This is a genomic window from Vibrio owensii (genome assembly GCF_002021755.1).
In the GTDB taxonomy this organism is placed as follows: Bacteria; Pseudomonadota; Gammaproteobacteria; order Enterobacterales; family Vibrionaceae; genus Vibrio; species Vibrio owensii.
In genome coordinates this window covers 2,977,816-2,993,997 of the sequence record NZ_CP019959.1, presented here as the reverse complement: position 1 = coordinate 2,993,997, position 16,182 = coordinate 2,977,816, and the positions used below count along the sequence as shown (strand labels likewise).

General features: G+C 45.3%; 12 protein-coding genes. 5 read left to right on the top strand and 7 right to left on the bottom strand.

Annotated elements, in window-relative coordinates:
- Positions 1-6: 6 nt before the first annotated feature.
- Both rpmF and yceD read right to left on the bottom strand, forming a co-directional pair.
- On the bottom strand, positions 7-177 hold the full coding sequence (gene rpmF, locus A9237_RS13795; protein ID WP_005396978.1) for a 50S ribosomal protein L32: 171 nt from the start codon (positions 175-177) through the stop codon (positions 7-9).
- A gap of 59 nt (positions 178-236) precedes the next feature.
- Positions 237-761 carry a 23S rRNA accumulation protein YceD gene (gene yceD / locus A9237_RS13790; protein ID WP_005439592.1) on the bottom strand — a complete coding sequence of 175 codons (525 nt, stop codon included), beginning with the start codon at positions 759-761 and terminating at the stop codon, positions 237-239.
- 149 nt (positions 762-910) lie between these two features.
- On the opposite strand from yceD, the gene A9237_RS13785 reads away from it, so the two are divergent.
- Positions 911-1,492, top strand: a complete 582-nt coding sequence (locus A9237_RS13785) for a Maf family protein (RefSeq protein WP_078608382.1) — start codon at positions 911-913, stop codon at positions 1,490-1,492.
- Between the two features lie 375 nt (positions 1,493-1,867).
- On the opposite strand, the gene rluC is transcribed toward A9237_RS13785, so the two are convergent.
- Positions 1,868-2,812: a 23S rRNA pseudouridine(955/2504/2580) synthase RluC gene (rluC, locus tag A9237_RS13780; protein WP_078608381.1), complete on the bottom strand. Its 945-nt coding sequence runs from the start codon at positions 2,810-2,812 to the stop codon at positions 1,868-1,870.
- A gap of 637 nt (positions 2,813-3,449) precedes the next feature.
- Between rluC and rne the strand changes: the two genes are divergently transcribed.
- Complete coding sequence (gene rne, locus A9237_RS13770) at positions 3,450-6,539, top strand: ribonuclease E (RefSeq protein WP_078608380.1); 3,090 nt, start codon at positions 3,450-3,452, stop codon at positions 6,537-6,539.
- A 325-nt stretch (positions 6,540-6,864) separates the two neighbouring features.
- The gene (locus A9237_RS13760; RefSeq protein WP_005439600.1) at positions 6,865-8,424 is read left to right on the top strand and encodes a SulP family inorganic anion transporter; all 1,560 of its coding nucleotides are present in this window, start codon (positions 6,865-6,867) and stop codon (positions 8,422-8,424) included.
- A gap of 80 nt (positions 8,425-8,504) precedes the next feature.
- Here A9237_RS13760 and A9237_RS13755 read toward each other — a convergent pair whose 3' ends face one another.
- The gene (locus A9237_RS13755) at positions 8,505-8,954 is read right to left on the bottom strand and encodes a low molecular weight protein-tyrosine-phosphatase (protein WP_039987834.1); all 450 of its coding nucleotides are present in this window, start codon (positions 8,952-8,954) and stop codon (positions 8,505-8,507) included.
- A 117-nt stretch (positions 8,955-9,071) separates the two neighbouring features.
- Between A9237_RS13755 and cobO the strand changes: the two genes are divergently transcribed.
- Positions 9,072-9,677: a cob(I)yrinic acid a,c-diamide adenosyltransferase gene (gene cobO / locus A9237_RS13750; protein ID WP_038896040.1), complete on the top strand. Its 606-nt coding sequence runs from the start codon at positions 9,072-9,074 to the stop codon at positions 9,675-9,677.
- A 75-nt stretch (positions 9,678-9,752) separates the two neighbouring features.
- On the opposite strand, the gene A9237_RS13745 is transcribed toward cobO, so the two are convergent.
- The 3 genes from A9237_RS13745 to apbC form a co-directional block, all read right to left on the bottom strand.
- Complete coding sequence (locus tag A9237_RS13745; RefSeq protein WP_078608379.1) at positions 9,753-11,843, bottom strand: AsmA family protein; 2,091 nt, start codon at positions 11,841-11,843, stop codon at positions 9,753-9,755.
- Positions 11,844-12,032: 189 nt separating this feature from the next.
- Positions 12,033-12,674, bottom strand: coding sequence for a uridine kinase (gene udk / locus A9237_RS13740; RefSeq protein WP_005439612.1), 642 nt, complete (start codon positions 12,672-12,674; stop codon positions 12,033-12,035).
- A 181-nt stretch (positions 12,675-12,855) separates the two neighbouring features.
- Positions 12,856-13,932: an iron-sulfur cluster carrier protein ApbC gene (gene apbC / locus A9237_RS13735; RefSeq protein ID WP_078608378.1), complete on the bottom strand. Its 1,077-nt coding sequence runs from the start codon at positions 13,930-13,932 to the stop codon at positions 12,856-12,858.
- A 157-nt stretch (positions 13,933-14,089) separates the two neighbouring features.
- Here apbC and metG point away from each other — a divergent pair, with 157 nt between their 5' ends.
- Complete coding sequence (gene metG / locus A9237_RS13730; RefSeq protein WP_005439615.1) at positions 14,090-16,150, top strand: methionine--tRNA ligase; 2,061 nt, start codon at positions 14,090-14,092, stop codon at positions 16,148-16,150.
- Positions 16,151-16,182: the final 32 nt, after the last annotated feature.

Below are 16,182 nucleotides of genomic sequence, written 5' to 3'. Positions count from 1 at the left end.
TCAACCTTACTTGTTGATAACCTTTTGACCACGGTAGTAACCTTCAGCAGTTACGTTGTGGCGTAGGTGAGTTTCACCAGAAGTCGCGTCTACAGATAGTGCAGCTGTAGTTAGCGCATCGTGTGAACGACGCATACCGCGCTTAGAACGAGTTTTACGGTTTTTCTGTACGGCCATTGACCCTACTCCTATACTATTGGGTTAAAAACCTAAAGAAGAAGCGGCTACCACACCAGTTACTTTTTCAGATTTTTCAAAACGTCGAATGGATTCGGTTTTTCTTCCTCAATTTCTTCAGGAATCTCACCAAAAACCATGTTATTTGAATCAACGCTACAATCCGCTTCATCGTGCATTGCGATTTGAGGTAATGTTAAGATGAACTCGTCTTCAACTAGTTGTATAAGGTCTAATTCACCGTACTCATTTAGATCTACCAAATCATAAATTTCTGGTGCTTCCTCTTCTGTCTTCTCACCGTAGTAAGGAGTGTAAAGGAATTCAACTTCACACGGATGTGTGAATACCTCATTACAACGCTGACACTCTAAATCGACTTCGATGTTAGCTTTACCAGAGATAACAACAAGTCGCTGTTCATCAATATCAAATGACAATGAGACTTCTGCGTCGCGTTTTACGCCTTCAGTTGTTTCCGCTAAGCGCTTGAAAAGACTAGCTTGGATGATGCCATCGTAATCTAATCGTTTCTGTGCGGACTTCGCCGGATCAACCGTTCGCGGTATTTTTACCTTTTGCATAGGGCGCGAATATTATCTTCCAAATCAAAATTAGTCAAAGAAAAAGGCAAAAAAGTTGTACTTTTTTACGCTTAATATAGAGAGCATTAGCCAGAATCGATTTTGATCGATTATCCTATTGGAAATGCTTGTGCGAATTGTAATTCAAAATGAAAAATTACCAACTGGTTTTAGCCTCAACCTCCCCTTTTCGTAAACAACTGCTGGAAAAACTAGCAGTGCCTTTTACTTGCTTGTCACCCAACTGCGATGAGACCCCTTTAGCTAACGAAACACCTTTAGAACTGGTACAACGGCTTGCTATTGGTAAAGCCACTTCTTGTGACACAACCCATGACAGTTTGGTCATTGGCAGTGACCAAGTGTGTGTCATTAACGGCAATATCGTTGGTAAACCGTTAAACCGAGAAAACGCCATCAAACAATTATTGGCTCAAAGCGGTAAAACCATCACTTTTTATACCGGACTTGCTGTCCACAACACAGCAGCTAATCATACCGAAGTCAGCTTCGATACTTTTGAAGTTCACTTTAGAGATTTGACGCGTGAACAGATTGAACGTTATGTAGACAGAGAAGAACCTTTTTACTGTGCTGGTAGTTTTAAAAGCGAAGGGATGGGAATTTGCCTGTTTAAGAAGTTAGTCGGCAAAGATCCGAATACGTTAGTCGGCCTGCCACTTATTGATTTGATCGATATGCTGCAAAAACAAGGTTTAGAGGTTTTGTAGGGAATACAGAAGACTCCAAAGGGTTGATATGGACGGTGTAAGCAGTCATCAAGCTAATGACTTTGCATCTCAAGCAGAGATTCCCGACAACGCTCCTTCGTCGCTTTCGGGAATGACGTCGTTTAAGCTCATCCATCAAAAAGTAAGTCATAACCCACTTAAATTCAGAATTCACTGCACGTCATCCTCAAGAGTGAGGAACGAGCGAGTTGGGGATCTCTTTCAACGGTACTGCTGAGCACAAAGTTCTCATAACTCAATAGACAAAGCTGCCGCCACTCTCTAAAAAGCTTTCTACGATCAAAAAAGCCGATGTATTAACATCGGCTTTTACATAGCTTTTTGCAGCCCCGAAGGATGTAGATACGCTTGCCTCTACTTGTTACGCAACCCCGCTAAGACTTTCTCTAATTTTGCTTCCATCGGCGCGTTGATTTCCATCCACTCATCATTCGACGGGTGCTGGAACTTGATGTTCGCTGCGTGTAGGAACAAACGGTTCAAACCAACCTGACCTGTGTACGCATCAAAACGGCGATCGCCATAACGGTCATCCCATGCAATCGGATGCCCCGTGTATTGAGTGTGCACACGAATCTGGTGAGTACGTCCAGTAATTGGACTTGCTTGAATTAACGTTGCTTGTTCGAATTTCTCCAATACTTTAAAACGCGTCTCAGACGGTTTGCCGTTTGGATTCACTCGTACAATACTGTTCACTTCGTTTTTAAGCAGTGGCGCATTAACGACTTTGCAGCTGTTTTTCCACTCACCCATGACAAGCGCGAAGTAGAACTTCTTCACTGTCTTTTCACGGAACTGTGCTTGTAAATGACGTAACGCAGAACGCTTCTTCGCAACCAGCAAGATGCCAGATGTATCACGGTCGATACGGTGAACGAGTTCAAGAAAGCGAGCTTGTGGTCGTAATGCTCGAAGTGCTTCAATCGCACCAAACTTTAATCCACTGCCGCCGTGCACTGCTGTGCCAGATGGCTTGTTGAGAATCAATAGATGATCATCTTCAAAAATGATCTTGTCTTCCAACTCTGCCACTTTGTTTAGCTTCGTGCTCGGCGCGACGTCGTCCTCTTTCTTTTCTACCGTAACCGGAGGAATACGGACAAGATCGCCTGCTTTTAGTTTGTACTCTGCCTTAATGCGCTTTTTGTTTACGCGCACTTCTCCCTTGCGCACGATTCGGTAAATCATGCTCTTTGGGATGTCTTTTAATTGGTTACGCAAGAAATTATCAATGCGTTGACCCGCCATATCTTCGTCGATATCAACGAACTGGACTTGTGTTCTTATTTCGCTCATGGGCGCTATTGTAAACTCAAATCTGTACGACTTCACATTATTCTTGCCGCAAAAGAAACACTTGTTGTCATAAATAGTTCCAAAACACGCCAAGCTTTTGTTTAGATTATTAAAAGTCTTTATCAACTTCTCTATTTGTTTCTCGTCTTTCTCAGTTTGCGAGACTCAAGTGCTTATGAAACAGCCAGTTATAAATTACAAAATTTGAATTTAGCGCCAAATTTTCCATCGTTTGCGCTAAAGCAGATTGCTGATATCAACCTGCGCTGCTATAGTTCACAGCTGCTAAGGAAGGTTTGGTTACATTTTGTTCATTACCAATCATTTATCCCCAAGCAATGTGAGTAGGTTGTTGAATGTCAGGTGCAGCATTGGCGTAAGACACATTGAGTTCAACACACTTGTCACTCTACTCCTCGCATATTCACGTTGAGTATCTACCGCCCGATATAGCGGGTCACAAGTTTCCGTTTCCAACGAAACCCAAAAGAATTTGTGATGACTGAAGTGCCCTAGAGCATCCCCTTCCAGCCGGGAGGCTGCAAAATATAAGCCATGGGATCAGGCACCGTGAAAGAGCGAAACAAAAGTGACAAGTTGCAAAGAAATATAAAGAAAAGACAACGAGAAATTTTCAATGAAAAGAATGTTAATTAACGCAACTCAAAAAGAAGAGTTGCGTGTCGCTCTGGTTGATGGCCAGCGACTTTTCGATCTTGATATCGAGAGTCCAGGTCATGAATCTAAAAAAGCGAATATCTACAAAGGACGTATCACACGTATCGAACCAAGCTTAGAAGCCGCATTTGTTGATTACGGTGCTGAGCGTCACGGTTTCCTCCCTCTTAAAGAAATTGCCCGCGAATACTTCCCAGAAGGTTACACTTACCAAGGTCGCCCAAGTATTAAAGAAGTGCTGACTGAAGGTCAAGAAGTAATCGTACAAGTGGAAAAGGAAGAACGTGGTAGCAAGGGCGCAGCTCTTACTACTTTCATCTCTCTTGCGGGTAGCTATCTTGTTCTTATGCCTAATAACCCTCGTGCCGGCGGTATTTCACGTCGTATCGAAGGTGATGAGCGCACTCAACTAAAAGCCGCTTTAAGCACGCTAGAACTGCCGCAAGGTATGGGTCTAATCGTACGTACTGCTGGCGTAGGTAAGAGTGCAGAAGAACTTGAGTGGGACTTGAACGTACTACTTAACCACTGGGGTGCGATTAAGGGCGCGGCAGATTCTAATCCTGCTCCTTTCCTAATCCACCAAGAAAGTAACGTAATCGTTCGTGCGATCCGTGACTACCTACGTCGTGATATCGGTGAAATCCTAATCGACAGCAACACCATCTATGAGCGTGCACGAGAGCACATTCAATTGGTACGCCCAGATTTCATCAGCCGCGTTAAAAAATACGAAGGCGAAGTACCGCTATTTAGCCACTACCAAATCGAAAGCCAAATTGAATCCGCTTTCCAACGTGAAGTGCGCCTACCATCAGGCGGTTCTATCGTAATCGACCCAACAGAAGCTCTAACTTCTATCGATATCAACTCTGCTCGCGCAACAAAAGGCGGCGATATCGAAGAAACGGCTCTTAACACTAACCTAGAAGCAGCAGACGAAATCGCTCGTCAATTGCGTCTACGTGACCTTGGTGGCTTGGTTGTTATCGACTTTATCGATATGACGCCAGTTCGTCACCAACGTGAAGTAGAAAACCGTCTACGTGAAGCCGTTCGTTTAGACCGTGCTCGCGTTCAGATCGGTCGCATTTCTCGCTTTGGTCTTCTAGAAATGTCACGCCAGCGTTTGAGCCCTTCTCTAGCAGAAGCAAGCCACCATATCTGTCCTCGTTGTAGTGGTACAGGTGTTGTTCGTGATAATGAATCTCTAGCTCTGTCTGTTCTTCGTTTAATTGAAGAAGAAGCACTAAAAGACAACACGGCGCAAGTTCTTGCCGTAGTACCTGTTCCGATTGCATCTTACCTTCTGAACGAAAAACGTCGCTCAGTGAACCACATTGAACGCATCCAAGAAGTGAAAATCACGGTTGTTCCTAACTCTGATATGGAAACACCACACTTCGAAGTGATTCGCGTACGTGAAGGTGAAGAGTTCGATCTGCTTTCTTACCTACTTCCTAAGAAACTGGAAGCAATGAAAGAAGCAGAAGGCAAAGAGCCTGCAGAAGCTGACATCAAACCTAAACGTATTGAAGAACCAGTTCTAAAAGGTTTCGCTGCACCAGCTCAAACTGCGCCAGCTCCTAGCGCGACTTCTAAGCCTGCTCCGGCAGCGAAGAAGAAAGAAGTGGTTCAAGAAGAAAAGCCTGGTCTATTTAGTCGTCTATTTAAAGCGATTGGTAGTTTCCTATTCGGTGGTTCTGAAGAAGTAAAAGAAGAGCCTAAGAAAGAAGAAGAGAAGAAACCAAGCCGCGATAACAAACGCAACAAACGTGACCGCAACGACCGTCGTCGTAACAACAACCAACGCGATAATCGCGAAGGTCGTGACAACCGCGACAACAAGCGTCGTCGTAAGCCACGTGAAGAGCAAGCGACTGAGCAGAACGAAGCGCAGCAGCAACCTAACAAGCAGCAAAACCGTAACCAGAAGCGTAAGCCAAAAGCTCAACAAGCTGAAAAAGCACAAGAGCCAAAAGCAAATGCTAAAGTAGCGGAAAAAGGCCTGCAGCTGGCTGCTGAAGCACGCACTGGTTCAGAAGCGAAGCCTGAAGAAAGCAAAGCGAAGCCAAACGCAAAAGCAGAAAAAGTGAAAGAGCGTCGTCAACGTCGCAAACTAAACAAATCTGTACGTGTGAAAGACCAGCAAGCGGCTGAGCAAGCTGAACAGGAAACAGCAGTACAAGCAATTGAAGCGGTTGAAGCACCTGTTGAGAAGCCAGTAGAGGCGGCAGCAGAAGCGCAACAAGACAAAGCTGAATCGAAACAACGCCGCAACCGTCGTTCACCACGTCACCTACGTGCAAGTGGTCAACGTCGTCGTCGTGGTCGCGATCGTCGCCCTAACCCATTCCGCCTACGCAAAGGTGGTGTAGCCTCTCCTGAGATGGCTATGGGTAAAGTGATGCCACGCTACATTCCAAAACCAGCACCTAAAAAGGAAGAGCGAGTGAAGGAAGAAGTGGCAGTAGCAGCGACATCTGTACCGGCAATGCAAGGTGGTTTTGCTTGTCCAGAAATGGCAATGGGCAAAGTGATCATTCGCCGCGAGCAACCTGCAGTAGTTGAAGCGCCAGTGGTTGAACCAAAAGTTCAACAGCCAGTAGAAGCGAAAGTTGAAGCTCCAGCTGTAGAAACGCCTGCTGTAGAAGCACCAGTTGTTGAAACAGTCGAAGTACAAAAAGCGGAACCTGCAGCAGTAGAAGCAGCGCCAGTAGAGCCAATCATTGAACCGGTTGAAGCACCTGTCGTTGAAGTTACCGAAGCAGCTCAAGAGCCAGTGGTTGAAGTGGTAGAAGACACTGTAGAGCAAGTTGCAGTAGAAGCACCAATCGCTACACCAGCTCCTAAAGCAGAAGTTATCAAAGTAGCAGCTAAGCCACGCGCTAGCGCTCCGATGACTAAAGCACCAGGTCCTCAAGAGCTTCGTGAAATCACGGTTTCAGCAGCGCCGTTTAAAGCAGACCGCTACGCTCCAAAAGGCGCAGGTAGTCAAGTTGCAACAAACCGTGCATCAGCACAAATGACAAAACCAAACTTTAGCTAAGCTAGAATTTGGCCTCGCGAATGCGAGAGTGAAACGAAAGGCTGCCAATTGGCAGCCTTTTTTGTTGCTGTTAGTGTTAAGTATAATTGTTCATATTAATATCAACGACTGATCACATTTGTGCGTCAATATCCCCTTCATTGTTGAACTTAATCACACTTTTCGGTAGCATTCGCCGACTTAAGTTTTCGACACCATTCTGCTGCTGCTCTTTTTTTACTACTGTTTGTGCTGATAAAAGTGAAGACACTTTACCCTTCAGCGCTCGTGCAAATACGAATATGTGTCGGGAGAAATTCATCGCCAAGAGAACTCAATACAAAACATGTTCGAATTTCCTCAATTTTCTAAGCACTCCGTAAAAAACGATGTGCTATCAGGTCTTACGGTTGCGCTAGCACTGGTTCCTGAAGCTGTAGCATTTGCATTCGTTGCTGGTGTAGACCCTATGGTTGGTCTGTACGCAGCCTTTATCGTCGGTCTTATCACCTCTATCTTCGGTGGTCGTCCAGGTATGATTTCTGGTGCAACGGGCGCTATGGCTGTTGTAATGGTGTCGTTAGTTGCGACTCACGGCGTTCAGTACCTATTCGCGGCTATCATGTTAGCCGGTATTCTTCAAGTCGCAGCGGGTCTATTCAAGCTGGGTAAATTCATTCGAATCGTACCTCATCCAGTAATGATCGGTTTTGTAAACGGTCTGGCTATCGTTATCTTCCTAGCTCAGTTAGGTCAGTTTAAAGCGCCAGACATCAACGGCATGCTGACTTGGCTACCACAAGACCAAATGCTGTTAATGCTTGGCCTAGTTGCGCTAACAATGGGTATCATTCACTTCTTACCAAAAATCACCACAGCTGTGCCATCTTCACTGGTTGCGATCGTAACAGTAACAGCTCTAGTGGTTGGTTTAGACCTAGAAACACGTACGGTAGTTGATTTCCTACGTACTATGTCTGGCGACGAAGCAGCGACTTTGGCGGGCTCTCTTCCGACCTTCTCAATTCCAGCGGTTCCTTTCACTCTTGAAACTCTGCAGATCATCTTGCCTTACGCAATCATTCTGGCAGCTATCGGTCTGATTGAGTCTCTACTGACGCTAACGGTACTAGATGAAATGACCAACACTCGTGGTCAATCAAACCGTGAATGTATCGGTCAAGGTATGGCAAACATGACATGTTCAGTGTTTGGTGCAATGGGTGGTTGTGCGATGATTGGTCAGTCAATGATCAACGTAAACTCAGGTGGTCGTGGCCGTCTATCCGGTATCGTTGCAGCTATTGCACTTCTGATGTTCATCCTGTTTGCATCTTCTCTGATTGAGATGATTCCACTTGCTGCGCTTGTTGGTGTGATGTTCATGGTGGTTATCGGTACGTTCGAATGGGCAACGTTCAAACTTGCACGTCGTGTACCTAAACAAGATTTCTTCGTAATCGTTCTAGTAACGGTAGTGACGGTTCTGACTGACCTAGCAGTTGCTGTAGCGGTTGGTGTTATTGCCTCTGCACTTATGTTCGCATGGCAACACGCTAAACACATCTACGCTGACACACGCCTAAATGAAGAAGGCTCAAAAGAGTACAAGATCCACGGTCCTATCTTCTTTGGTTCTGCGGCTAACTTTTTAGAGTTGTTCAACGCACACGACGATCCAAAAGACATTATCGTCGATTTCGCGGACTCTCGTGTAACAGACCACTCTGCAATCGAAGCGATCGAAACACTGGCTGAACGTTACGCTGCACTAGGTAAAACGCTTCACCTACGTCACTTGAGCCCAGATTGTCGTAAGCTACTAGACAAAGCAGGCAGCTTGGTTGAAATCAACGTGAAAGAAGACCCAAGCTACAAGGTTGCGACTGACATACTTGCTGGCTAATAAAACTAAAAAGGGATGAGCATGACTCATCCCTTTTACTATCCAGCTTTCGGGCTCTTCGCCCTATCCAAACTATTTGACTAAAGCTTCTTTAAAATCGTTTCCGACGCGTCTTCAATCAAATCCAGTACCAATTCAAAACCTGCATCACCGCCATAGTATGGGTCTGGGATCTCGTCATAGTCAGAATCACCATGACTTAAAAATAACGACACTTTATGGCGATGCTCTACCGGGCAAATATCCAATAGATCGGCAAGATTCGCTTTATCTGCCGCTAACACCATATCAAATTCATCGAAGTCCCCTATCGTTACCTTACGAGAGCGCATCCCTTTGAACGAATAACCTCGTTGCTTTCCTGCTTGCATGGAGCGTGCATCAGGCGGATTTCCGGCGTGGTAACCAATCGTTCCTGCCGAGTCCACTTCCACTGAAATACCCAACTCTTTAGCTTTTGCTCTTAATACCGCTTCACCAGTTGGCGAACGGCAAATATTTCCCATACAAACAACGAGTAGTTTCTTCATTTTATTCCCTGAATTATCGATGGTTTTTCTTCACGATATGTTGGTCTATCATAGCGAGATAATTCGATGAACCCAAGTTAGCACGGGCAAAGCACACAACGGAGTTGAGGAAGTACTATGTCTATCGAAGAAAACAAAGAAGCACGCCATAAGGCTCGCCAACAAAAAGTAAAGGAACAGGTAGACGCAAAAATCGCGGCCGCCCAAGAAGAGAAGGGCCTACTGCTGATCATAACCGGCAATGGTAAAGGCAAATCGACTTCAGGTTTCGGCACGATTGCTCGCGCAGTGGGTCATGGATTGAAGTGTTCCGTTGCTCAATTTATCAAAGGCACATGGGATAATGGTGAGCGCAACCTACTCGAAAAACTCGGCGTTGAGTTTCAAGTAATGGCAACAGGCTTTACTTGGGAAACGCAAAACAAAAGCGCAGATACCGAAGCAGCACAGTTGGTATGGCAGGAATGTAAACGCATGCTTGGCGATGAATCAATTGATGTCGTCTTGTTTGATGAACTGACGTACATGGTGAGCTATGGTTACATCGACTTGGATGAGGTCGTAGAAGCCCTAAACAACCGCCCTAAAATGCAGTCTGTCGTGATCACTGGCCGCGGAGCACACCGCACTCTGATTGAAATGGCCGATACCGTATCGGAAGTAAAGAACGTCAAACACGCTTTTGAATCCGGCGTAAAAGCGTTAAAAGGTGTGGATTGGTAATCTATTCATCGTGTAATAAGTAATAAAAAGGGTTGGCGTATTGCCAACCCTTTCTCTTTTGGATTTAGACCGTTGTTAATTGAACAAGCCTTTCAATAGACCATCAACGGCCTCTTTGGTCTTCTCATCTTTGATCTTGTCCGTTAGCTTCTCTACGCCACGATCAATTTCTTTCTGTGCTTTTTGCTTCAACACATCGTCAAAGACCAACTTAAATTTAGGCTCAGCCCATTTGCCAGAAACGTTGATAGGAATAGTGATGTCTTTAAGCTCATCGATATTCTTACCGCCCTGACCTTCCAGTGAACCTACAATCGAGGTGCTGATGGTAAAGTCGACCGTTTCGTTTAGGTAGTTCGCTTGACCTTTACCACGAATGCGAAGAAGTGGAGACTGCGCTTTCATGTTATCGGTAGAAACCACACCTTTGTTCAACTTCAAGGTCGCTGTCATCGCGCTGAAGTCCGTTTTCTTGACTTCATCAGTGCCATCTACGCTCTGGCCTTTGAATCGCGCGTAGTTTTCACGGATAAGCTGAGCGACGTTAATGCCATTAACAGCGCCATCCGCAAAGTTAATCACAACCGTGCCTGTTAGATTTTTCTTGATGCCTGTTGGCGTTAGGCTCTTACCACTGACGTTCACATCAATGTTACCTGTGCCCTCTAGCATGTCGTTATTTGCTACATCAACAAGTAACGGTTGGACTTGCACGCCTTTGATAGATTTCTTCGCAGAGTAAGTGGCTGGCGATTTACGCGCATCCAATTTGGCTGTTGCGGTGATCGTGCCTTGGTACAACTTAGAGCTGAATGAAATAAGATCAAATACACCACGATTAACAGAGAAGCTTGCTTTTACCGCTTCCATCTTCGCGTTCGCTGCTTTGAACTTATCAATCGTAATATCACCCTTCACATCAAGCGTTTTTAGTGCTGATAAGTCTGGTTCAACTTCTGGCCCTGCTGCTGGTGCTTTGCTACCACCCGATGCTGGTTTATCACCCGCAGACGCTTGATTATTCAAGCCTAGGAATTCATCCAAATCGATATTAGGACTATGCACTACAAAACGTACTTTCGGAATATCACCCAGAGTGACATCCGCTTTACCATCTAGTGCGATGGCGTTCGCCGTCAGCTTCTCCAACACAAAGCTCAGGTGGCTCTTAGTTAGGTCGAACGAAAGATCCGAAGCCATATCCACTTTCATTGGTGATTGCGGCAGCGCATCCCCCTCAAAAGTTGAGTTGAGCGTCAACTTGTTCAGCTGCACTTTGCTGATGGCTTTATCGACCGTTAATTCACCGCCACCCTGCATATCCAACTTCATACCACCAGCTTCGCCTTTCAATGCATAGCTTAGGTTGTTTACTTTATCGAATTCAAACGTTTCCAAACCAATCGTTGCTGATTCAATCTTGTTTGTCGCATCTGAATAGGTTGCATCGAAGTTGATGTTTTTCAAAGCGTAGCTTGCAAGGCCTTTTGCCAATTTGAAGTCCGCTTTACCTTGCGCGGTGAAGGTTTGCTCATTCATCTCACCTTTCACGCCAAAGTCTGCGGTTGTCCAGTTATCGAAAGCAAACTGAGAAAGGTTTAGTGAGATATCAGAAAGCTTGGTGTAACTTCCGGCTTGTTTATCTTGGATTTCAACATAGCCATTTGAGATGCTGACACCAGCGAGATTGATCGTCCAATCAGAAGCAGCGCTTTGTGAGTCTGCGGCTTGCTCTGGTGCTGCATCCGTCGTTTGTTCTGCTTGTTGAGTTTGTGCTTTGGTTAATGCATCAATGTTCTTGGTGCCATCTTTCAGTGTTTCAAGATAGAACTCTGCACCATCAAGGGTGACGTTACCAATTTCTAGCTGTTTGCTTAATAGCGGGGTAACCGAGACATCAACACCAACCGTTTCAACTTTAAATAGATTTGGCTGACTAAAACCTTGTGGGTTTCTTAGCTCAGTACGACCCAATTCGAAACCAATCGATGGGAAAAACTGCCAACTAATGTCCCCTTCAATGACTAATTCCAAACCGGTTTGCTTTTGCGCTTGCTCCACAATAAGTGGTTTAAACTGGTTTGGATTGACAAAAATCACTAACCCTAAAATAACAGCCAAGATCGCCACAATTGGGATGGCAATGATTAAGAGCAGTTTCTTCATTCGCTTTTTCCTTGCTCGAGTGTTTTTACAATTATAAGCGCAGACTTGTTTTATCGCCGACAGTTCCACAAAAGCGTGAAAAATGTCCGGTTTTCCGTTGCAACTGACTAATTTAAAAACAAAAAAAGAAGTGGCACCTAAGGTGCCACTTCTTCATACAAAAATAAAGCGATATAGCCGTCTAAAGGCTTAAGCTTTCAGAAGTTTTGCAATGTGCGCTTTAAGAACGTCGATTGCGATACGGTTTTTACCACCGCGAGGAACGATGATATCCGCGTATTGCTTAGAAGGTTCGATAAACTGCATAAACATCGGACGAACAGTCTGTTGGTATTGCTTAAGAACAGACTCCATAGTACGACCACGTTCTTCAACGTCACGCTTAACACGGCGTAGTAGACAGATGTCCAACGGTGTATCCATAAATACTGTCGCGTGCATTAGGTCACGTAGACGAGGATCGGTTAACAGCAAGATACCTTCAAGAATGATTACCTTTTTAGGGGTCATTGGAGTGGTGTTGCTTGTACGAGTGTGCTCTGTGTAGCTGTATTCTGGAACTTCTACAGCTTCTCCACGCACCAATTTCTCTAGGTGTTCACAGAGTAGGTCGTGGTCCAACGCGCTCGGGTGATCGTAGTTAGTCTTTACACGCTCTTCCATGCTTAGGTTGCTTTGGTCGTTGTAGTAGCAATCTTCCGTGATGACACCGATTTGATGATCGCCCACTTTCTCGCGAAGCTCATTGTAAATTGTGCTCGCGATCAGACTTTTTCCCGAAGCAGAAGCGCCAGCAATACCGACGATGACGCATTGATTATTATCAGACATTAATTTGCACCCGATGATGATTTTCTAGTCACATAAAAAGATAAACTGCCTGATTATAGGGAGTTCACCCCCTCGTGACTAGCTGGAATTAGGGTTTCGTTATAAGTTTCTGTCAGCTCAGAGGATTAACCTCCGAGCAAACGTTTAAATGTGCAATATTCAACCAGCGTTGATATTAAACTCAGTTCACCATAGTAAAACTGATTGCATCCGGTTTTGCTTTACCTTGCCAATACATGGTGCCACAAACTCGGTCAGCAAGCTGTTTGTAGTAGCCCGCATGCTCACTATCAGGGCGTCTCGCCACTGTTGGGATACCGGCATCGATATCTTCTCGCATAGAGACATGAAGCGGAATTTGCCCAAGCAGCGCCAAGCCAAATTCTTGTGACATTTTCTCTGCACCACCAGTACCGAAAATATGCTCAACCGCTCCACACTGACTACAAATGTGGTAACTCATGTTCTCAACAACGCCAACAACTGGCACGTTGACTTTATGGAACATAGCCGCGCCTTTACGTGCATCCGCTAACGCAAGATCTTGTGGTGTAGTAACAAGGACAGTACCTGTTACTGGAATCTGCTGTGACAACGTTAGCTGAATGTCACCCGTACCCGGCGGCATATCGATAACCAGATAATCAAGCTCCGGCCAATCCGTTTCGGTTAGCAGTTGTGATAACGCTTTAGAAGCCATAGGGCCACGCCAAATAGCCGCTTCCGATTTATCCACCAAGTAACCGATAGAATGAGTATAGATGCCATGAGCAAAAATTGGCTCCATCCATTTAGCGTCACGAACTTCAGGCTTTGCGTCTTCTTGACCTAGCATCATAGGAACCGATGGGCCATAGATATCAGCATCTAACAAGCCAACTTTCGCACCCGACTGTGCAATGGCTAAAGCAAGGTTAACCGCGGTTGTCGATTTACCAACGCCTCCCTTTGCTGAGCTAACTGCGATAATATTTTTCACGCCTTTGACGGCATTGGTTACTTGCGTCTCAAGCGCTTTGATATTCAGTTCGATTTGAAAATCAAACGCTGGAACATCACCCGATGACTGCTGCCCTTTAATCCAACTGCTCAACGCCACTTGGAGTTCGTTGCTCGCAAACGGTAAGGTAATTTGAATGCCACCTTGCGCGGGGATCGCAACCATACCATTAATATCAGCCCAGTTTTCCACCAACTGTGGATGTTGAAACTGGTTAAGCCAATGACAAAAATCTTGTTTTGAAGTGAACTGATGCATGAGGCCTCCTTTATGCATCTAATCGTAGCACCCAGCGGCGAGATTCAGAACCCCAAAAAAACTAAGGCAATCCATGGTTTGATGCCTTGGCGTTAGGGAACTCATGGGGTAGTATTAGTCTCTATTTTTTATACCTATCAAAAAGCGATTATTAAGTATGGCAAACGATCCAAGAAAACTGCTGGTAACTTGTGCCCTTCCGTACGCTAATGGTTCGATTCACCTAGGTCACATGCTTGAGCACATTCAAGCTGACATCTGGGTTCGCTACCAACGCCTACGTGGCAACACTGTAAACTTCATCTGTGCTGACGATGCTCACGGCACGCCAATCATGCTAAAAGCACAACAGATGGGTATTACGCCAGAAGAGATGATCGCTGCAGTGAGCGAAGAGCATCAAAAAGACTTCGCTGGCTTTGATATTAGCTTTGATAACTACCACAGCACACACTCAGAAGAGAACCGCGAACTGGCTTCTCACATCTACCTTGAGCTGAAGAAAAACGGTTTTATCTCTAGCCGCACGATTTCTCAACTGTTCGACCCTGAGAAAGAAATGTTCCTACCGGATCGTTTCGTAAAAGGTACTTGTCCTAAGTGTAAGTCGGAAGATCAATACGGCGACAACTGTGATAACTGTGGTGAGACGTACAGCCCAACTGAACTGATTAACCCGAAATCAGCAGTATCTGGCGCAACTCCAGTAATGAAAGACTCTGAGCACTTTTTCTTCGACCTACCTCAGTTCGAAAGCATGCTAAAAGAGTGGACTCGTTCAGGTTCTCTACAATCTGAAACGGCTAACAAGATGCAAGAGTGGTTCGAATCTGGTTTGCAACAGTGGGATATCTCGCGCGATGCACCTTACTTCGGCTTCGAAATCCCTGGCGAAAAGAACAAATTCTTCTACGTATGGCTAGATGCACCGGTTGGTTACATGGCTTCTTTCAAGAACCTATGTGACAAAACTGAAGGTCTAGACTTCGACGAATACTGGAAGAAAGACAGCACAACTGAGCTTTACCACTTCATCGGTAAAGACATCGTTTACTTCCACTCTCTATTCTGGCCAGCAATGCTAGAAGGCAGCGGTTTCCGTAAGCCAAACAACGTATTCGTACACGGCTACGTAACGGTAAACGGCGCGAAGATGTCTAAATCTAAAGGCACGTTTGTTAAGGCAAGCACATACCTGAATCACCTAGATCCAGAGTGTCTGCGTTACTACTACGCGGCAAAACTAAACAGCCGTATCGACGACCTAGATCTTAACCTTGAAGACTTCACTCAACGTGTTAACGCTGACGTAGTAAACAAGATTGTTAACCTAGCTTCTCGTAACGCTGGCTTCATCTCTAAACGTTTTGAAGGCAAGCTGGCTGAAAACTTTGCAGAGCCTGAGCTATACAACGAATTCGTTGCAGCAGCAGACCGTATCGCAGAGCTTTACGAGACTCGTGAGTTTGGCCGTGCGATCCGTGAAATCACAGCACTAGCAGACAAAGCAAACCAATACGTTGACGAAAAAGCACCTTGGGTTGTTGCAAAAGAAGAAGGTAAAGATCAGGAACTACAAGAAATTTGTTCTGTAGGTATTAACCTGTTCCGCGTTCTAATGACTTACCTGAAACCAGTTATGCCTGCACTAGCAGCGCGTACTGAAGCATTCCTAAACGAAGAGCTAACTTGGGAAGGCATTGCTGCACCACTGACTGGTCACGAGATCACTAAGTTCAAAGCACTGTTCAACCGTATCGATCCTAAGAACATCGAAGCGATGATCGAAGCATCGAAAGAAGACGCTGCGGCAGAAATGGCAGCAAAAGAGAAAGCGGAAGCAGAAAAGAACAAAGCTAGCCAAACTGAGCTAGATAAAGATCCAATCGCTGAAGAGATTGAGTTCGATGCTTTCGCAGCGGTTGATATGCGTATTGCTCGCATCATCTCATGTGAAGAAGTGCCAAAAGCAAACAAACTGCTTAAGTTCCAACTAGACATCGGCGGTGAAACTCGTCAGGTGTTCTCTGGCATCAAGTCAGCGTACAAACCTGAAGAGCTAGAAGGCAAGCTAACTGTAATGGTAGCGAATCTAAAACCACGTAAGATGAAGTTTGGTATGTCTGAAGGCATGATCCTAGCTGCTGGCCCTGGTGGTAGCGATCTATGGATTCTTGAGCCACACGAAGGTGCTCAACCAGGTATGCGTGTAATGTAATTCGTTACTTCGCGACGAAATTAAAAAATCCC